Raw genomic sequence first — 18385 nt, forward strand, 5'->3', positions numbered from 1 at the left:
GGGTCACATAGGCGGCGAACCGGGCTATTCGGACAGGGTGAGTGAACCTGCCGATGTCTCTGCGCGGTTAACTTTTGGTTGACGTGATCGCGATCGTCAAATTAGCCTCCTCTCACGCCCTAGGAAGAGACAGGTGACGCGTGGAGACAGGTGAGGAGTTCGGGCCGTGGCTGTCCCGGCAGCTCAGGCTCGCGGGGAAGACGCAGGCCGAACTGGCCAAGGAGTTGGGGCTGACCCGAGCCGCCGTCTCCGCATGGATCGCCGGACGGTCGACGCCGCGCCCGACGGTGATGACCGACATCGCCAAGGCACTGGGTACTGACGTCGGCACGGTGCACACCCGCACCACCGACACCCAGGCCGGCCTCCCGGTCACCTGGTACCACCGACCCGGCTACCCCGACGGCGGCCGGGACATGGGCAACGCCGCCGCCTTCGCCTTCGACGCCGATGTCCAGGTCCTCGCGCGCGAAACGTGCCAGAACAGCCTCGACGAGCGCCTGGCGGACAACGGCCGCCCGGTCCGGGTCCGCTACACGCTGCACGAGCTGACCGGCGAACACCTGGAAGCCTTCCGGGACGCGATCCTCTGGAACGATCTCTTCCCGCACTACTCCGCCGTCTCCGAGCTCGCCGGTAACCAGAAGGTGGGCCGGGTCGTCGACGCCGGTGTGCGGGACATGTACGAGAAGGGCCGCCTGATCCTTCTACGGGTCGACGACTACAACGCCTCCGGACTCACCGGCGACGACTACGAGGACGGCAAGTTCGCCGCCGTCGTCCGACGGCAGCTCGAGAGCCTGAAGTCCGGCCCCGCCGCTGGTGGTTCGTACGGACTGGGGAAGGCCACGCTGTGGGCCACCAGCGCGCTCGGCCTCGTACTCATCAACTCCACTCTGTCCGTGCCGCACGAGGGGCGTACCGAGCGACGGATGATCGGCCGTCTCGAACTGCCCTGGCGTGAAGTCGACGGACAGGTCTACGCGGGCCCGGCATGGTTCGGGCGCCCCGACCCCGACAAACCGGGCGCCGAGGTGGCCCGTTCCTGGTGGGCGGACGAGGAGACCGTGGCCCACCTGCATCTGAGCCGGGACAGCGACGAGCCCGGTACGTCCTTCCTCATCGTGGGCGCACACGACGTGGCCAGCCTCGAAGGGGAGAGCGACGACCAGGACGGGAAGCCGCGGGCCGAGGAGGGCCCCGAGGACACACGCGACATCGGCAGAATGCACGGCCGCCTGGTCGAGGCGTTGGGTCGCGACTTCTGGGCGGCCATGATCGGCGGGGGCGGGCGACTTCCGCTGCTGGAGGTCTCGGTACGAGCCCTGCGCAACGGTGAGGAGGTCGTACCGGAGACGAAGGTGGACCCGTCCGTCGAGCAGCCCTCCCGGACCCGCGCCCTGCGGGCGCACTACGAGGGCACCGCGGTGGATCGACTCACCGAGGCCGGACAGGTCGCGACCAGGAACGTTCCACTGAAACTGCCGCTGGCCGGAGGCGCCCGCGGGACCCTCGGGACCCACCAGGCGGTCCTGCTGGTCACCGAGGCTGCCGGTGACAAGGACACCCCCAAGAACCAGGTGCACTCGCTGCGCGGCAACCGTATGACGGTCAAGAAGGCCACGGTCCCCAACCTGCCGATCGGTACCAACCCCTTCCAGGCCGTTCTCCTGGTGGGCGAGGCCGCCGGGGAGTCGGCCCCCTTCGCGAAGGAGGCCGAGGAGTTCCTGCGGGCGGCCGAACCGCCCGAGCACGACCGCTGGGGGCAGACGGAGGAGCTGATCCTGCGCTGGTCCCCTTCCGCCTATCGGCGGATCAACAACCTGACCACCGAAGTCAACAGCGCGGTCAGGGAACTCGTCGCTCGCCCGAAGCGCGGCCGGGGCGAAGGCGGCGAGGCACTGCGCAAGGCGCTGACCGTCAAGAGCCGGCCCAAGGCCAAGGTGCCCTCGGGTCCGGTGGTCCCGGTGCTGGACGGGCTCGATGCGACCATCGGTGACCAGGGGGAGTGGCTGATCACGGCCGAGGTGAAGATCCCCCGCGGCGACGAGATCGTTCCGATGGTGCCGGTCGCCCAACTGGACGTCCGCTCCGGGGGGCGCCCGCGCCTCGACTGGGCGGAACTCGTCGCCGTGGAGGGTTGCGAGGTGGAGAACGGGACCCTGCGCTTCCCGCCCGGCACGCGCCGCGCGACGTTCCGAGGAGCCACGGACGTCTCCAGCCACCCGGTGAGGACCACGCTCACCCGCCTCGTCGTCGAACTGCTCACCGGCAAAGGGGCGTGACGCGTGAAGATCTACCCGTACAAGCGACTCGGCCGCCCGATCACGCTCAGGGTGACGTCGGTCTCCCTCAAGCTGTCCGACGGCACTCGTGATCCACTCGACACCAGCGCCTACTCGGTCCAGGAGCAGGCAGTCGCCCTCGGTGTCGCGGGCCGCACGGACTGGGTGAGCGCCACGATCGGTGTCTCGGCCACGCTGCCGCCCGGCGCCGACGCCCCGGACGCGGCCTGGTCCGATCTGCGTGTCCTCGCCGTGTTGACCGACGGGGAGACCAACGTCCGCACCGCGACGGTCCTCACGCGTGACACCGAGGACAGCCGCGACTGGTCGGGCTCCCTGGAGTTGCTCCGCGACGACCACCTGGGACGAGCCTCCCTCAGCGCGTACGCCGTCGGGACGGTCGACGGGGTGCGGGGGCGGTCGATCACCGAGACCGACCGGAGCTGGGCTGTCGACACCGTCTCGGACGAACCGGTCAGAGGCTTGCGGCTGGATGTCCAGAAGGCGTCGTTCAGCAAGAGCGCCAGGGAATGGTTGCGTGCCTACGCCGACGCGCCCTGGCTGGTGGACACCACGGCAAGGGTCCCCACCGTCTACGTCAACACCGACATCGACGGGATCGTCGGGCTGTTGGACGGCAACGGCTCCGGCGTCGAGAGCAAGGTGCGTGATCTCCTCGTCGCCCAGATGGCCACCGACGTCTGGACGGCGGTGTTCCACGGCGCCATCGGCGACCTCGAGGTGGAACCGGGCGGCAGCCCGGTCTTCCCGACCGACTGGCAGGGCGAGGTGCTGCGGGAGATGCTCCCGGACGTCGTCCCCGGGGTGCACGTCGAGGAGGCACTGCGCCAGGTCCACCGCCGACGCACGGGTGAGTCGGGTTGGGGCGAGCTGCAGACACGCATCCATTACGCGGCGGTTCGGCGCGCCGAGGCCGCCAGGGCGGTGGGCTACGTCATCCGCGGTCTGGAACGGACGAACAGGGAGAGCGAGTCGTGATCACCCAGCCCCACCACGTACCGGAGCGCCTGGCGCTGCTTTCCGGCTCGGCCGTCGACACCTTCCTCACCGAGGGACTGCTCAGGGGCGAAGAGGTCCACAGTGGCATCGACCTCGCCAAGGCCGTCGAGCCGCTTCCCGAGGACGACGCCAGGTGGTGGGTCGAGCCGATCCGCAGCCTGGTCGAGGACGCCATGTTCGAGTTCGGCAACGAGCGCACCAAGGCCGACGCCTGGCTCGCGCCACGGCTCCATGCCACCCTGCGTCTGACGCGGAGGGAAGCGGCGGACAAGCGCCGGTGGAACCACCTGGCGCTGGCCGTAGCCCCTGACTATGTCGTGTGGCGTCATCTGTCGGACTCGGCGCAACGCGTCGCCGCGGAGCGCTTCCGGGGTCCTGCGGATCGGCAGTGCTTCTCCCGTCTGTGGTGGTCCGCCGAAATCTTCCGGAACGGGCCGGACTACAGGCCGGTCGAGATCGCCTGTGGCAACCAGGACCTCATCCACACCGTTCTCCGGAAGGACCTGCTCGACCACCGCCCCACCGCTCAGGCCCTGGTCCGCCTTCTCCAGGACGGGAAGGTCACCACCGGGCGGGAGATCGAAGGTCTGAGCGCTGCCGTGAACGCGGCCGGAGCGACCTTGATCTACGACGTCCTCGCACCGGACGAGCCCCGGGACCCCGCCCGTCTGCGGGACTGGATCGAGGAGGCGCAGACGGCCCCACCGGTCTCGCGTCACGTCCTCCCGGAAGGCCCTGACGAGGACCCCGTCCCGGAGGAGTCCGTGACGGCGCTCACCGACTACTTCGCCGAGCTGTTCGAGACCGCCCCGGTCAGGGGCCGGAAGAGCGAGAACTGATACGGCGGCGTCCGGCTACTCGGGGCGTGGGCAGCGGGCGGTGCAGTCGTCCGCCGCCCCGCAACCGTGGCTCCGCAGCTTGGCCCGCTGTTCCTCCGTCGCGGGCACCCACGGCTTGCGCATCTCCTCCGGGGTGGGCGCGGGAAGACCGAGCGCGGCGCTCAGGAGATGTGCCCCGAAGAGGGGCGGCACGGCGTTGCCCACCTGCTGGGCCTGGGCCGTACCCGACCACGGGTAGTCCGACGGGAAGCTCTGCAGCATCCCCGCCTCGTTCATGCTGAACCTCGGACCTTCCCGGACGATGTCGGGGTGGTGGTCGCCGACGGGTTCGAAGACCACGAAGCGCGAGATACGACCGGTGACAGTGGTGGCGGGCTGGCGGTCGGTCCGTACGCCGCGCCGTCCGGGAACTCCGGAGCTGCCGTAGTTCGACCGGACCAGGAAGGGCGTCCTGCGCCCCGGGTGCGTGCCGACCGGCTCGGCGAGGGCATCGCCCATCGACGTCCAGGGCTCCAGGTCGCCGTCCTCTTCGGGGCGCGGTCGGGGGTCGAGGGCTTCCGCGTCGCAGAGGGTCGGTTGAGTCGCCGGCGCCGCGATGCCGCCGTTCCTGCGGTTCCACTCCTTGGCCTCGTAGGCGCGGTGGGTCGCTCCGGGCAGCGAGGGCTCGCCGAGCCCTGCCCGACGGGCGATCAGCACGGCACGGGACCGCGTCTGCGGTACTCCGTAGGTCTCGGTGTCCAGAACGTCGACGACGACCTTGTACTTGGTTCCGTCAGGGAGGCCGATCTCCTGCAGGACTTCGGCGTAGCGGTCCCAGAGCGCCCTCACGGCGGGGACCTGCTCCACGACGATGACGTCGTACGGCCGGCACCCCCGATTCGCGCTCCGGGTCGCCTGGATCGCGTACCGGAGCGGCTCGAGCACCAACGCGGTGCGCGGGTCGCTGAGGTTCCCCAGTTCCTTGTCGATCTCCTCGTCCGGATCGCCCGCCATGAGACGGTCGATGAACTGCTTGACCTCTTCCAGTGCCTTGCGTCCCGCACCCTTCCCGGCCACCGAGTACGTCTGGCACGGAGGGCCGCCGGCGAGCACGTTGATCTCCGGCGGGAGCGACTCGAAGGCCTCCCTGCGGACCGCGCTCACGTCGGCATGGAGGGTGTCCAGGCCGGCCGCGTAGCGCGTCAGGCACGCGCTCCTGTCCCACTCGATCCCGAGGCTCGGGACACCCAGCCTGTGGCAGGCGACGTCCAGCCCACCGGGCCCTGCGAAGAGGTCCAGGACAAAGGGCTTGTCGAGGATGGACGGGTGGGGCGGCGTGCTGGTCATGTGGCGGAAGTCTAGCCGGCGGCGGGGGCCACCGGCTCCCCGCGCAGAGCTTCGGCGACGACCCGACCCAGCGCCTGGCCGACGGGCGGCGGTGTCGCGTGTCCGATCTGGCGGTACCGGGCGGTCTTCAGGCCCTTGACCTCCCACGACCCGGGGAACCCCTGAAGGAGGGCCGCTTGCTCGACTGTGATTTTCACCATGTTGTCCCTGCCGAGCTGAGGGTCCCACACGAAGTCGGGGCCTGGAACCTCGTTGCCCACGGTGTGGGCGTTGACGCCCATGGTCGCCCACTTCCGCTTGGCGCCGGTCGGCCCCAGGTCGGCACCGCCTCGGTTCTTCGAGCCTCCGACCAGGGTGGGAGCCGGCTGATCGGCCTGGGCCGCCCACCGGGCGGCGTCTCGCCAACCGCGCGCGGCCATGGACGCGCCCAGGGCGGCACCGACCGTTCGCGGTTCCCCCACCGTGGGCGCCGGCGGCCGGAAGGCCTCGGCCCACTGCCGTTCTACGGCCACCAGGACGCCCTGTCTGCGATTCTGCGGCACCCCGAAGTCGATGGCGTTCACGACGAACCAACTGAACTCGTAACCCAGGTGAGCCAGTTCGGCACGCGCGAAGGCACGGAAGCGGTCGTACCTGTCCGAATGGGCGAGATCGGGAACGTTCTCGATGATCACCGCTCGCGGTCTGATGGCGTGGGCCAGGTAGACCGTGGCCTCCAACAGGCGTTCCTCCGACCCTGTTTCGGCCCGTCGGGCGGTCGCACTCGACTTGACCCGCGGCAACCCCGCCGAGAGGAGATCCACGTCGTAGCTCTCGGGATGCTCGGCCGGGTCGAAGTCGAGCAGATCGGCGCGGAGCACGTTCCAGTGCGGTCGATTGGCCCGCAGCGTCGCGACGGCGTCTTCGTCGTCGTCCAGGAGCAGACGCGGTTCGAATCCCGCTGCCTCCAGGCCGAGCGCGAGTCCACCCGCTCCGGAGCACACGTCCACGAAGGTCAGTCCCCCCACGTGCCACACCTTCCCGCCCGTTCGGCCAGACGCCGTTCCACAGCCGCTCTCACCCGAGCGGCCACCTCTTCCGGATCCTCATGCTCCCAGAACCGCAACACCGTCCAGCCCGCCGAGGCCAGATGCTCCGTCGTCTCCCGATCGCGAGCCATGTTCCGGTCCAGCTTCGTGCGCCACCACTGGGCGTTGGCCTTTGGCTGCGTAGCGTGTTCCGGGCAACCGTGCCAGAAGCAGCCGTCGATCAGTACGGCGACCTTGGCCCGCGTGAAGGCCACGTCGATGCGCCGCCGTGCCATGCCCGGCACCGGGTACTCCACGCGATAGCGCAGGCCGGCCGCGTGCAGCAGGCGTCGGACCGTCAGTTCGGCGGCCGTGTCCTTGCTGGCCTGCCTGCTCATGCGCGCCGAGACGGCGGCCGACGACGGCTTCATTGTGCTCAAGACGGCTGTGCCTCACGATCCTGACTCGGTCCCGAGGTCGATTCCATCACGGGGACGAGCACGTCCGCATCGCGTTCGGCCGGTGACCGAGAGCGGGTGAGACCGACCTCGCTCGCACCTCGCGGCGCGCGGAGCCCCCTTCCCCCTTCATGGTCACCCCCACCGCTCTGTCCTCGCGATCCTCAGAGCAGTGCCAGCGCCCCCAAGGCCGGGCCCGTCGCGCAGAAGCAGGTGCACCAGATGAGGTTGGCCGTCGGGGAGAGGGACTTGCGGGTGCGGAGCACCACCACGCGGCGCGGGTCCGACGGGTCGTAGCGGACGTGGACGATCGCGCCGCGATGCAGGGCGTTGGGGGCGTCGGCGTTCAGGGGGACCTGGCGGTAGGTGTGGTCGGCGGGGGCGTGCGGGCGGTCGGGGGGCGGGGCCTGGTAGCGGATCTGGGGCGGGTGGTAGGACGGGCCGACCCGGCGGGGGCCGTTGGCGACCTCGCCGCTCGTCCGTACGCCGGGGACGCCCAGACGGCGTACGGAGCGGCGGGCGCGCAGGGCGGCGCGGGTCCCGTGGGCGCCGACCAGGGTCCACAGGGCGGCCAGGAGGAGGGCGAGTACGCGCCAGAGCGGGGGCATGGTGGCATGGTCCCTTCCGGTCCTGCCGCTGCCGGGGGAGCGTGGGGCGGGCGTCCGGCTCAGGACGCCCGGCCGTGGCACTCCCCGTACGCCCGTCCCGAGCCGCACCAGCACTGTGCCGCTCGCTGCGGGGGCCAGGCCACCGCGCGTCCCCGGGCCGCCAGGGTCGTCGCGTACTGGGGGAGCAGGGCCGTGTCGGACGGTGAGGAGCCCTCCGAGGCGGCGAAGGCCTCGTAGGAGGGGACCGTGCCCGTGACGATGCCGAGGTTGGCGGTGCCGGAGGCGGACAGTTCGCGCAGGGAGCGCTCTATCGTCGCGAGGTGGGTCTCGTGCGACGGGTACTCCGCGGCGAGGTCGGCGTAGGCCGCGACCAGTTCCTCCAGTTCGCCGGCCGGCCAGTGCAGGACCGCCACCGGGAAGGGGCGGGAGAGGGCCTCGCGGTAGGCGCCCAGTTCCGCGCGGAGGCGGACCAGTTCCGCCTGGAGTTCGGCCGGGTTCTCCGAGCCGAGGGACCAGACCCGCTTGGGGTCGTGCAGTTCGTCCAGGGAGACCGGCAGGGAGTGCAGGGTGTCGGCGAGGGCGTCCCACTCGTCGTGGGAGGCGCCGAGCATGCGGCGCACCCGGTGGCGGCCGAAGAGGAGGGGATGGGTGGCGTACGGGGGCTCGGGGACGTCGGTCAGCAGGAGCGTCACGGCCTCCGTGAACGTCTCGTGCGCCGCCTCCAGTTCGTCGTGCGACTCCAGCGACTCCGCGACGATCACCCAGGGGGCCGGGTCGCGCGGCGCGGCCGCGCGGACGCCGTCGATGATCGCCCGGGCCTCCGCCTCGTGGTCGTACTCCCAGAGGTTGGCCGCCTTCAGGGCCCGCACCAGTGTGGCGTTCTCCAGGGGGGCGGGGGAGGCCAGCAGGCGGTCGTAGAGCGCTGTCGCGGCGGGGCGGTCCCCGGCCAGCTCCAGGTGGGCGGCGGCCCGCAGCAGGAGGGCTTCGGCGTCCTCCGGGTACAGGCCCGCGGTCCGCTCCAGGCGGGCCGCTTCGGCGGTGTGGTCGACGGTCTCGGCGTTCTCGGCGTTCTCGGCGTTTTCGGCGGGCGTGTCGGGGCGCATGAGGGACACCGTACTGCCGGGCGGTGGCGAAGATGAGGTACCCGCGGGCAGGCCGCCCGGCCCTCGTGGGGGACGTACGCTCCGTGCCCTGCGGCCCCTCCGTGCCGTGCGGCCCGCGTGACCGGGGTCTCCGCGTTCTGCGGCCCGCTTGCCCCCGGGGGCTCCGTGCCCTGCCGCCCGCGTGGCTGCTGCCTCCTCGCCCCGCGGTCTTCGCGCTCCGCAGCCTCCGCGCTCCGCCGCCCCCGCTCACGCCGCCCCCGCTCATGTCGCCCGCGCTCACGCGGTCCGCGTGCCCTCCGTACCCGCCGGGATCCCTTGCGGCTCTTCCGGGGCGGTCCTGTATAACCGTAGGAACCAGTGATGACGAGTGATACCCAGGTGTGGGACCGAGGGAGCGGGGAGGGCCGGTCGTGATCCGTCGTGTTCGTCACCGGCTCGGTGCGCCGCTCGCCCCCGTGCTGGGGTCCCTGCTCGTGCTGGCCCTGCTGGTCCTCCAGCTCTCGCTGCTCGACACGGGCAGCCTCTCCGTGACCGTCGCCGCCGGTGCCGCGTTCGTCGCGTGCGCGCTGCTCGGCTCGCGGTGCGCGCCCGCCGTGGCGCCCACGCGGGTGCGCACGGCGATGCGGGAGCGGGACCGGCGTACGGCGTTCCTGCCGCAGCGCGATCCCGATGCCGCGGGCCGGCGACGGCCCCGGGCACCCGGACGGGCCCTTCCGGCGACCGCCGCCGCGTAGGGCACCTCGCGTCACGCCTGTCCAGGCCCCCTGTCCCATGCGTGTTCCTGCGCCGCGGGTCGTCATGCCGCCACGTCTTCTTTCCCGGCACGACGAGACCCCCGGAGGGCTCCTCACCCATGTCCGTCATCCCCGCGTCCGTCTTCTCCGCCTTCGCCGGCGGCGTCGAACACCTCGCCGGCCTGCTGGAGCCGGTGTTCCACGCCTCCGCCGCCGCCGCCGCGATCGTCCTGGTCACCGCGCTCGTACGGCTCCTCGTCCACCCGCTCTCCCGGGCGGCCGCGCGCGGGCAGAAGGCGCGGACCGCGCTCCAGCCGCGCCTCGCCGAGTTGCGCACGAAGTACCGCAAGGATCCGGAGCGGCTGCAGAAGGCGGTGCTCGCGCTGCACGCCGAGGAGAAGGTGTCGCCGCTGTCGGGCTGCCTGCCCGGCCTGCTCCAGATGCCGGCCTTCTTCCTGCTCTACCACCTGTTCTCCAGCACGACGATCGGCGGGGACGCCAACGGGCTGCTCAGCCACCGGCTGCTGGCCGCGCCGCTGGGCGGGCGGTGGAGCGACGCCCTGGCCGGCGGCGGTCCCTTCGGGGCGGCCGGACTCGTCTACGCCGGGCTGTTCGCGGTCGTGGCCGTCGTCGCCACCTTCAACTTCCTGCGGGCCCGGCGGGCGTCGGCCGGTCTCGGTGACGGCGCGGGCCTCGCGGGTGGCGCGGGCCTCGCGGGTGGCACAGGTGGCGCGGGCGGCGAGGAGCGGGTTCCCGGGCTCGCCGCCGTGGGCAGGGTGATGCCGTTCATGTCGTTCGCCACGCTGGTCACCGTGGCCGTCGTACCGCTGGCCGCCGCGCTGTACGTGGTGACCAGCACCACCTGGAGCGCCGTGGAGCGGGCGGTGCTCTACCGCTGAGCGCGCCCGCGCGGCCGGGAGGTGCCCCGCGCGGGCCGGACTCAGCCGTCGGGAGGTGCCTACGGGATCCGGCCTGGCGGCCACGGGGAGATGCCTGCGGGTTCGGCTTGGCCGCCGGGAGGTGCCCCGCGCGGGCCGGACTCAGCCGCCGGGAGGTGCCTACGGAATCCGGCCCGGCCACCGGGGAGATGCCTACGGGCCCGGCCCGCCCGTCCGCCGCGCGGGCGGCCCTACGGTCCAGTACGTGAACGGGGTATTGCGGAGTGGAACGCGACCTTGGAGGATCGAACAGTCCTCCGACGGCTGCGCCCGCCGCACTCAGGTCGCGTCGCTCGGCCGGGCTGCCCGCGATCGAGGGAGTTGGGGAACATGAAGCTGCTGCGAGTCGGTACGGCCGGGGCCGAGAGGCCCGCGCTGCTGGACGCCGAGGGCACCTTGCGCGACCTGTCCGGCGTCGTCCCGGACATCGAGGGCCCGCTGCTGGCCGACGCCGCCGCGCTCGGCCGGATCCGCAGCGCCGCCGACGCCGGGGTACTGCCCGTGCTGGACGCGGAGGGGCTGCGGATCGGTCCGCCGCTCGCCCGGATCGGCAAGGTCGTGTGCATCGGGCTGAACTACCACGACCACGCCCGCGAGACCGGCGCCGAACCGCCCGCCGAGCCCGTCGTCTTCTTCAAGGCGGCGGACACCGTGGTCGGGCCGTACGACACCGTGCTCGTACCGCGCGGCTCCGCCAAGACCGACTGGGAGGTGGAGCTGGCCGTCGTCATCGGCCGTACGGCCCGCTACCTGGAGACGGACGAGGAGGCCCTCGCGCACGTCGCCGGGTACGCGGTGGCGCACGACGTGTCCGAGCGCGAGTTCCAGATCGAGCGGGGCGGCACCTGGGACAAGGGGAAGAACTGCGAGACGTTCAACCCGCTCGGGCCCTGGCTCGTCACCGCCGACGAGGTGCCCGACCCGCAGGCCCTCTCCCTGAAGCTGTGGGTCAACGGTGAGCTGAAGCAGGACGGGACGACCGCCGAGCAGATCTTCCCGGTCGCCGAAGTGGTGCGCTACGTCAGCCACTTCATGACCCTCTACCCCGGTGACGTCATCAACACCGGTACGCCGGCCGGCGTGGCCATGGGGCAGCCCGAGCCGAAGCCGTACCTGCGCTCCGGTGACGTGGTCGAGCTGGAGATCGAGGGGCTGGGGCGGCAGCGGCAGGAGCTGAAGGACGCGTAGGCGCTCCGCCGGGGCGCGGGCGACGGCGTGCCTTAGAGCTGCGAACAGGGGCGTCGCGAGCTGAGCGGACTGCCCTTTTGTCCGCAGCTCTTAGCGTCCGCCGCGCGGGCGCGGGCTTCCCGCGCCCGCGCGGCGGAATCGCGTACCGACACCGCGTACCGACACCGCGTACCGACACCGCGTACCGGCACCGCCCCGCGCCCCTTCGGGGCGGCCCTCAGCCGAGCAGTGCGGCCAGGCGGCGCCACTCCTGCCTCGGCAGGTCGTCGGGGTCCGTGGTGCCGGTGACGATCTGGAGGGCCAGGTGGTCGGCGCCGGCCGCCTGGAACTCCTCCACCCGGGCGCGGATGCGGCTGTCGTCGCCCCAGGCGTACACGGCGTCGATCAGGCGGTCGCTGCCGCCGTCGCGGACGTCGTCCTCGGTGAAGCCCAGGCGGAGGAAGTTGTTGGTGTAGTTGGGGAGCTGGAGGTACGTCGCGAGGTAGTCGCGGGCCGTCGCGCGGGCGCGCTCGGGGTCCTCGTCGAGGACGACCTTCAGCTCGGGGGCGAGCAGCGGCCCCTCGCCCAGGATCTCGCGGGCCTTGGCGGTGTGCTCGGCCGTGACCAGGTACGGGATCGCGCCCGCCGCACGGTCCCGGGACAGTTCGAGGGTCCTGGGGCCGAGCGCGGCCAGCACCCGGCGGTGGGCGGGCACCTTGGCGGCGTCCAGCTCGTCCAGGTAGGCGACCAGCGCCGAGTACGGCCGGCGGTACTGCTCGGCCAGCTTGGCGTGGCTCACCCCGATGCCCAGCACGAAGCGGCCGGGGTGGGCCGCCTGCAGCTCGGCGAAGCCGGCCGCGCTCGCCGGGGCGTCGTGCTGCCAGATGCTCTGGATGCTGGTGCCGACGACCAGGCCCGACGTGGCGTCGAGCAGGGGGCGGGCGTTGGCCGGGGCGCTGCTGCCGCCGAGCCAGGCGGTGCCGTAGCCCAGCTCCTCCAGCTCGGCGGCGGCCTCGGCGATCGCACCGCGCCGGGCGGGGTCCTCCGAGCGGAGTCCGACGCTCCAGACGCCGTACCGTCCGACCGTCTCCTTCAGTGGGGCTGCCGTGTCGCTCATCGGTTCCGATCCCTCCGGGCGCGTGCCGCGATCAGGTGCGTGCGCGGTCAGTTGCCTGACCGGCGATGCGTACAGCCAACCCCAACCGCGCGCACGGCGCCCGTCATTCCCCGGCCCGGGCGAGTCCGGCCCGGCGGTCGCGGGCCGGTGGCCGCGCGTCCGGAGCGGTGCGGACGGAAGACCCTAGTGGCCGAGATACGTCTCCAGGGCCTCCACCACCAGCCGGTGGTCCTCCACCTGCGGCAGGCCCGACACCGTCACAGCGCCGATCACGCCCACGCCCTCCACGGTGATCGGGAAGGAACCGCCGTGCGCGGCGTAGGTGCCGGGGTCAAGACGGGAGGATGCCTCGAAGGTGGTGCCCTTGGCGCGGAAACGGGCACCGACCAGGTAGGAGGCCGCGCCGTAGCGCTCCACGACCCGGCGTTTGCGGGCGATCCAGGCGTCGTTGTCGGGCGTGGAGCCGGGCAGGGCCGCGTGGAACAGCTGCTGGCCGGCGCGGTGGATGTCTACGGCGACCGGGGCCTGCCGCGCCCGCGCCAGCTCGACCAGCAGCGAGCCGAGCGCCCAGGCGTCCTCGTACGTGAACCGGGTGAAGACCAGGCGGCGTTCCTGCGCCTCCAGTTCCTCGATCCCGGGGACCACCGGATCCGCGGCCGCGGGCTGCGGGGCCTGCGAGGTCCGGGGGGTCCGCGGGGGCTCCTCCGGAGGCCGGGGCGAGTGCGCCGGCTGCGGGGGCTTCGCCGGCTGCGGCGGCTTCGCGGGCTGCGGGGGCTGCGGTGCGCTCGTCACAGTCGCACCACCATGCCGTCGCGGGCCGAGCGGCGGGCCGCCTCCAGGACGTCCAGCGCGGCGGCGGCCTCGTGGGCGGTCACCGGGTTCGGGGCGCCCTCGCGCAGCGCGGCGGCCACGGCGGCGTAGTACGCCGGATAGTCGCCGGGCAGGGTCGGTACGGGGCTGCCGCCGCCGGACACCGGGGACTCTCCCGCGGAGGGGGCGTCCCCGGCGCCGATACGGCCCCACAGGGACTCCGCCTCGACGCCCCAGCCGTCCGGACCCGGCCGCGCGCCCTCCCGCAGCGCGGCCTCCTGCGGGTCGAGCCCGTACTTGACGTAACCGGCCCGCGAGCCGAGCACCCGCAGGCGCGGGCCGAGCTGGGCGGCCGTCGAGGAGACGTACAGGTGGGAGCGGACGCCGTTCGCGTGGGTGAGCGCGAGGAACGTGTCGTCGTCGGCCTCGGCACCCGGCCGGCGCACGACCGACTCGGCGTACACCTGCGTGGCCGGGCCGAAGAGCACCAGCGCCTGGTCGACCACGTGGCTCCCGAGGTCGTAGAGCAGACCTCCGATCTCTGCGGGGTCACCGGACTCGCGCCAGCCGCCCTTCGGCTTCGGGCGCCAGCGCTCGAAGCGGGACTCGAACCGCCACACGTCGCCCAGTTCGCCCCGCTCGACCAGTGCGCGCAGGGTCAGGAAGTCGTTGTCCCAGCGGCGGTTCTGGAAGACGGACAGCAGGAGTCCGCGCTCCTCGGCGAGGGCGGCGAGGCCGCGCGCCTCGGCCGCCGTGCCGGCGACCGGCTTGTCCACCACCACCGGCAGCCCGGCCTCCAGCGCCGCTGTCGCGAGCGGGACGTGCGTCTTGTTCGGAGAGGCGACGACGACCAGGTCCAGCTCGCCGGCGCGGGCGAACAGTTCGCCGGCGTCCGCGGCGAGGCGGACGTCCGGGAACTCCTCGCGGGCCTGCGCCTGCCGTTCCTCGTTCGAGGTGACGACCGTGTCGAGGGTCAGGCCCTCGGTGGCGGCGATCAGCGGGGCGTGGAAGACGGAACCGGCGAGGCCGTAGCCGATGAGGCCCACGCGGAGGTCGCGGAGGGGGGTGCTAGTCATGCCTCCTACTTTCGCAACGCTGTTGCCTAAGTGCAAGCGCGGGGGAGAATGGGGGGCGGACGGTGCGGCGGAGGCGAGCGGCCGGACGCGGAGGAAGACGCCCACCGCCGGAAGCGGCGGGACCGTGCCTCGCGAGCGGGGGCGGGCGGGAACGGGAAACGGGAACGGTGGAAGTGCGCGGTGACGACGACGGTGAGGCCACGGGGATCGCTCGGGCTGCCGGTGCGCCGGGAGCGGCCGCGATGAGCGCGGCGGCCGGTGCGCACCGTGGACCCGGTGGACCCGGTGGACCCGGTGGACCCGGTGGACCCGGCGGGCCCGGTGTGCCTGAAGTGACCGCTGCGGCTTCTGGCTCTGAAGCGACCCGCGATTCCAGCATGACCCGTGGGTCCGGAGTGGCCGGTGCGCCGGCCGGCCCTGGTGCGCACCCTGGGCCCGGTGCGGTCGGGGGTCCCCCCGTGGTGAGCGGGGAGGCGGCGCGGAGCGCGAAGGTGCAGGGTGCGAAGGTGCGGGGTGCGGCCGGCGGGGCCAACCTGCTCGCCCTGCGCAGCCACAACACCGCCCTCGTGCTCGATCTGCTGCGCGGGGCGGGGGCCGCCGGGATCAGCAGGCTGGAGCTGGCCGAGCGGACCGGACTCACCCCGCAGGCCGTCAGCAAGATCACCGCGCGGCTGCGGGAACGCGGACTGGCGGCCGAGGCGGGACGCCGGGCCTCCACCGGGGGCAAGCCGCGGACCGTGCTCCGGCTGGTCCCGGAGGCCGGGCACGCGGTGGGCGTGCACGTCGAGCGGGACGAGGTGCGGACGGTCCTGGCCGACCTGAACGGCACCGTCACCGGCGAGCGGCGCCGGCCGCTGGACCTCGGAGCGGAGGCCGGCGCCGTCGTGGAGGCGGTGGCGGAGCAGGTCGAGGCGCTGGTCACGGAGGCATTCGGGGCCGGCGCGCGGGAGGCGTCCGCCACTTCGCTCCTCGGTGCCGGGGTGGCGCTGCCCGGCCCGCTCGACCACGGGCGCGGGGTGCTGCACCGCGTCACCGGGTTCCCCCAGTGGGACGGGTTCCCGCTGCGGGACGCGCTGGAGCGGCGGCTCGGCGTGCCCGTCGTCGTCGACAAGGACACCAACGCGGCGGCGCTCGGACTCGCCGTCACCGGTGAGGGCGGCGGGTCCTTCGCCTACCTCCACCTCGGGACGGGGCTCGGGGCCGGACTGGTCATCGGCGGGACCGTGCACCGGGGAGCGCGCACCGGGGCGGGCGAGTTCGGGCACCAGGTGATCCAGCTGGACGGGCCCCCGTGCGCCTGCGGGGACCGGGGGTGCGTGGAGGCGCTGTGCCTGGCCGCGGTCGCGCGCGGGGACACCCGGGAGGCGGCGCGCGTGCTGGGCGCGGCGGCCGCGAACCTCGTCGGCCTGCTGGACATCGACCTGGTGCTGCTCGGGGGGCGCACGGTCGCCGAGCAGCCGGAGGTGTTCGTGACCGGGGTGGGGGCGGTGGTCGCCGCGCGGGCCCGGCGGGGCGGACTGCCGGGCGCGGCGGTGCCGGTCCGGCAGGCGCCGGACGGGGCGCGCGGGGTCGCGGAGGGTGCGGCACAGTTGCTGCTGGCGCCGTTGTTCGGGCGGGGGGAGGGGTAGGCCCCGCGATCGTCCGCACGCGCCCTCCGGGCCCGCCGCCCATGACCGGCCCGTGCCCGCCCCACCCGTACCAGGGGCGCGCGGCAGGCCGTACGACGGGCTCCCGTCACGCCGTACGGCGGGCCCGCGTCGTCCCCTACGGCAGGCTCACGGTCGCCGCCCTGCTGCTCGCCGCCGCCGGGCCGGGCGTGCCGATCCGGAGGCGGCGCCGAGCGCGCGCCCCCGGTCTGGGACGATCCCTGCGTGGACTATCCGAACGACCAGGCTCCCGGCGCCCCGGTGCGCTCCGGCATCCCGGAGCACGGCCGGATCCCCAAGTACTACGCGGTGAAGGCGAGGATCGACCGCCTCGTCGGGGAGCTGGGCGAGGACCGGCCGATCCCCACCGAGCGCGATCTGTCCGAGGAGTACGGGGTCGCCCGCGAGACCGTGCGGCAGGCGCTGCGCGAGCTGGTCCTGGAGGGCAAGCTCAGGCGCCGCGGCCGGGGCACGGTCGTGGCCGGGCCCAAGCTGGAGCAGCCGCTCTCGCTGGCCAGCTACACCGAGGGCGTGCGGCGCCAGGGCCGTACGCCGGGGCGCACGCTCGTCGGTCTGGAACGGTTCCCCTGCCCGGACGCCCTCGCCGCCGAGACCGGACTGAGCCGCGGGGAGCCCGTCTGGCACCTGGAGCGGGTACTGCTCGCGGACGAGGAACGGGTCGGTCTGGAGAGCACCTACGTGGCGGTGGCGCGCGTGCCGCGCCTGGACACCGACTTCGACCCGGACTCGTCCTTCTACGCCTACCTCCAGAGCCTGGACCTGGCCTTCGGGGACGCCGACGAGCGCATCGAGACCGTGCTCGCCACCCCGCGCGAGGCGCTGCTCATCGGCACCCCGCCCGCGCTGCCCATGCTGCTGATCCACCGCGTCTCGCGGGACGCCCAGGGGCGGCCGCTGGAGCGGGTGCGCAGCCTCTACCGCGGGGACCGCTTCTCCTTCACCGCCCACCTGAACGGCTGACGCGCCGGCCGCGGGAGGCCTCCCCACCACCCCCGCGCGATGGTAACGAAAAGATAACGGGTCTAGCCCAATTGTGATGCCTCGTTCAGGCTCTCGTTGTCAGCCGGACTCTTCCGGTTCTCCGTCCGAGAGGAACGTCGTCGTCGTGAAAGTGACAGTCGTCGGAGCCGGCGTGGTGGGCACCATGCACGCCTGGCAGGCAGTGGAACGCGGCCACGAGGTCGTGCAGATCGAGCGCGAGGCCGAGGCCCGCGGCGCCTCGCTGCGCAACTTCGGGCAGATATGGGTGAGCGGCCGCGCGAGCGGCGAGGAGCTGGAGACGGCCCTGCGCGCCCGTGAGCTGTGGGAGGAGATCGGCGGCCGGGTGCCGGCCCTCGGCTTCCGGGCCAACGGCTCCCTCACCCCCGTGCGCGGCGCCCTCGAACACGCCGTGGCCGCGGCCGCCGCGGCCGCGCCGGACGCCGCCGCCCGCGGTCACGAGCTGCTGAGCCCCGCCGAGGCCCGCGCCCTCAACCCCGCCCTGCGTGGGGACTTCGACGCGGCCCTGTACTGCGAACGGGACGCGGCCGTCGAGCCGCGCACCGCCCAGCGCGCCCTGCGCGCCGAACTGCTCAGGCACCCGAGGTACACCTTCCTGCCGGGCCGCGAGGTCCGCGAGGTCGTCGGCGCGGGCACCGTCCGCGACGACCACGGCGACGTGCACACCGCCGACGTGGTGGTCCTCGCCACCGGCGCCCACCTCGGCGGCCTCGTCCGGGAACTGGCGGGACCCGGCCTGCCGGTGCGCCGCGTCCGGCTCCAGATGATGCAGACCGACCCGCTCGGTGAGGCGCTGCCCACCTCGGTCGCCGACGCCGACAGCTTCCGCTACTACCCGGCGTACGCCGGCGCGGCCCTGGACGCGCTCGACGCGGGGCAGCCGCAGCCCCGGACCGCCGCCGAGCACCGGATGCAGCTGCTCATGGTGCAGCGCGCCGACGGCGGACTGACCATCGGCGACACCCACGAGTACGAGCACCCCTTCGCGTTCGACACCGTCGAGGACCCCTACGAGCACCTCACCGCCGTCGTCGAGTCCCTGCTGGGCCGCCCGCTGCCGAAGATCCGCCGGCGCTGGGCCGGGGTGTACGCGCAGTGCACCGACCCGGGCCGAGTCGTGCACCGCCGGCAGGTCCGCGACGGCGTCTGGCTGGTCACCGGGCCCGGCGGACGCGGCATGACCTGCTCCCCGGCGATCGCCGAACGCACCGCGAACGAACTGGGCTGGTGA

The 18385-nt window shown here is 73.3% G+C and carries 17 protein-coding genes; 9 read left to right on the plus strand and 8 right to left on the minus strand.

Features of this window, described 5'->3' with window-relative positions:
- Window positions 1-140: 140 nt before the first annotated feature.
- From ABZ719_RS12400 to ABZ719_RS12410, 3 genes are read left to right on the plus strand one after another with little or no spacing between them, the layout of a single operon-like run.
- Window positions 141-2285 (plus strand): helix-turn-helix transcriptional regulator, encoded by a 2145-nt coding sequence (locus ABZ719_RS12400; RefSeq protein ID WP_366725147.1) that lies wholly within the window; start codon window positions 141-143, stop codon window positions 2283-2285.
- Window positions 2286-2288: 3 nt separating this feature from the next.
- Complete coding sequence (locus ABZ719_RS12405) at window positions 2289-3284, plus strand: hypothetical protein (protein ID WP_366725148.1); 996 nt, start codon at window positions 2289-2291, stop codon at window positions 3282-3284.
- A complete protein-coding gene (locus ABZ719_RS12410) occupies window positions 3281-4144 on the plus strand; it encodes a DUF6339 family protein (protein WP_366725149.1) in 864 nt (287 codons plus the stop codon). Before ABZ719_RS12405 ends, ABZ719_RS12410 begins: the two co-directional genes overlap by 4 nt.
- Window positions 4145-4159: 15 nt before the next feature.
- Here the strand turns inward: ABZ719_RS12410 and ABZ719_RS12415 are convergent, their stop codons facing one another.
- The 5 genes from ABZ719_RS12415 to ABZ719_RS12435 all read right to left on the minus strand — a co-directional run bounded on the left by ABZ719_RS12415 (window position 4160) and on the right by ABZ719_RS12435 (window position 8646).
- Window positions 4160-5470 carry a DNA cytosine methyltransferase gene (locus ABZ719_RS12415; RefSeq protein WP_366725150.1) on the minus strand — a complete coding sequence of 437 codons (1311 nt, stop codon included), beginning with the start codon at window positions 5468-5470 and terminating at the stop codon, window positions 4160-4162.
- Window positions 5471-5481: 11 nt separating this feature from the next.
- Window positions 5482-6477 carry a DNA cytosine methyltransferase gene (locus ABZ719_RS12420; RefSeq protein ID WP_366725151.1) on the minus strand — a complete coding sequence of 332 codons (996 nt, stop codon included), beginning with the start codon at window positions 6475-6477 and terminating at the stop codon, window positions 5482-5484.
- On the minus strand, window positions 6465-6908 hold the full coding sequence (locus ABZ719_RS12425; protein WP_366725250.1) for a very short patch repair endonuclease: 444 nt from the start codon (window positions 6906-6908) through the stop codon (window positions 6465-6467). Before ABZ719_RS12425 ends, ABZ719_RS12420 begins: the two co-directional genes overlap by 13 nt.
- A 191-nt stretch (window positions 6909-7099) precedes the next feature.
- Complete coding sequence (locus ABZ719_RS12430; RefSeq protein ID WP_366725152.1) at window positions 7100-7543, minus strand: DUF3592 domain-containing protein; 444 nt, start codon at window positions 7541-7543, stop codon at window positions 7100-7102.
- Between the two features lie 59 nt (window positions 7544-7602).
- Window positions 7603-8646: an SEC-C metal-binding domain-containing protein gene (locus ABZ719_RS12435; RefSeq protein ID WP_366725153.1), complete on the minus strand. Its 1044-nt coding sequence runs from the start codon at window positions 8644-8646 to the stop codon at window positions 7603-7605.
- Window positions 8647-9059: 413 nt separating this feature from the next.
- Between ABZ719_RS12435 and ABZ719_RS12440 the strand changes: the two genes are divergently transcribed.
- The 3 genes from ABZ719_RS12440 to ABZ719_RS12450 all read left to right on the plus strand — a co-directional run bounded on the left by ABZ719_RS12440 (window position 9060) and on the right by ABZ719_RS12450 (window position 11506).
- Window positions 9060-9380 carry a DUF6412 domain-containing protein gene (locus tag ABZ719_RS12440; protein ID WP_051812453.1) on the plus strand — a complete coding sequence of 107 codons (321 nt, stop codon included), beginning with the start codon at window positions 9060-9062 and terminating at the stop codon, window positions 9378-9380.
- Window positions 9381-9499: 119 nt separating this feature from the next.
- Entirely contained in the window at window positions 9500-10279 is a 780-nt protein-coding gene (yidC, locus tag ABZ719_RS12445; RefSeq protein WP_366725154.1) for a membrane protein insertase YidC, read from the plus strand.
- A 369-nt stretch (window positions 10280-10648) separates the two neighbouring features.
- Entirely contained in the window at window positions 10649-11506 is an 858-nt protein-coding gene (locus tag ABZ719_RS12450) for a fumarylacetoacetate hydrolase family protein (protein ID WP_366725155.1), read from the plus strand.
- A 217-nt stretch (window positions 11507-11723) separates the two neighbouring features.
- Here ABZ719_RS12450 and ABZ719_RS12455 read toward each other — a convergent pair whose 3' ends face one another.
- The 3 genes from ABZ719_RS12455 to ABZ719_RS12465 all read right to left on the minus strand — a co-directional run bounded on the left by ABZ719_RS12455 (window position 11724) and on the right by ABZ719_RS12465 (window position 14488).
- Window positions 11724-12602, minus strand: coding sequence for an LLM class F420-dependent oxidoreductase (locus ABZ719_RS12455; protein ID WP_366725156.1), 879 nt, complete (start codon window positions 12600-12602; stop codon window positions 11724-11726).
- A gap of 183 nt (window positions 12603-12785) precedes the next feature.
- Window positions 12786-13247 (minus strand): heme-degrading domain-containing protein, encoded by a 462-nt coding sequence (locus ABZ719_RS12460; protein ID WP_366725251.1) that lies wholly within the window; start codon window positions 13245-13247, stop codon window positions 12786-12788.
- Window positions 13248-13390: 143 nt separating this feature from the next.
- Window positions 13391-14488 (minus strand): Gfo/Idh/MocA family oxidoreductase, encoded by a 1098-nt coding sequence (locus ABZ719_RS12465; protein ID WP_366725157.1) that lies wholly within the window; start codon window positions 14486-14488, stop codon window positions 13391-13393.
- A gap of 491 nt (window positions 14489-14979) precedes the next feature.
- Here ABZ719_RS12465 and ABZ719_RS12470 point away from each other — a divergent pair, with 491 nt between their 5' ends.
- The 3 genes from ABZ719_RS12470 to ABZ719_RS12480 all read left to right on the plus strand — a co-directional run bounded on the left by ABZ719_RS12470 (window position 14980) and on the right by ABZ719_RS12480 (window position 18385).
- Window positions 14980-16116 (plus strand): ROK family transcriptional regulator, encoded by a 1137-nt coding sequence (locus tag ABZ719_RS12470; protein WP_366725158.1) that lies wholly within the window; start codon window positions 14980-14982, stop codon window positions 16114-16116.
- A 243-nt stretch (window positions 16117-16359) separates the two neighbouring features.
- Window positions 16360-17115: a GntR family transcriptional regulator gene (locus ABZ719_RS12475; RefSeq protein ID WP_366725159.1), complete on the plus strand. Its 756-nt coding sequence runs from the start codon at window positions 16360-16362 to the stop codon at window positions 17113-17115.
- A 145-nt stretch (window positions 17116-17260) separates the two neighbouring features.
- A complete protein-coding gene (locus ABZ719_RS12480; RefSeq protein ID WP_366725160.1) occupies window positions 17261-18385 on the plus strand; it encodes a TIGR03364 family FAD-dependent oxidoreductase in 1125 nt (374 codons plus the stop codon).

It is taken from the genome of Streptomyces sp. NPDC006743 (assembly GCF_040703815.1).
GTDB lineage: Bacteria > Actinomycetota > Actinomycetes > Streptomycetales > Streptomycetaceae > Streptomyces.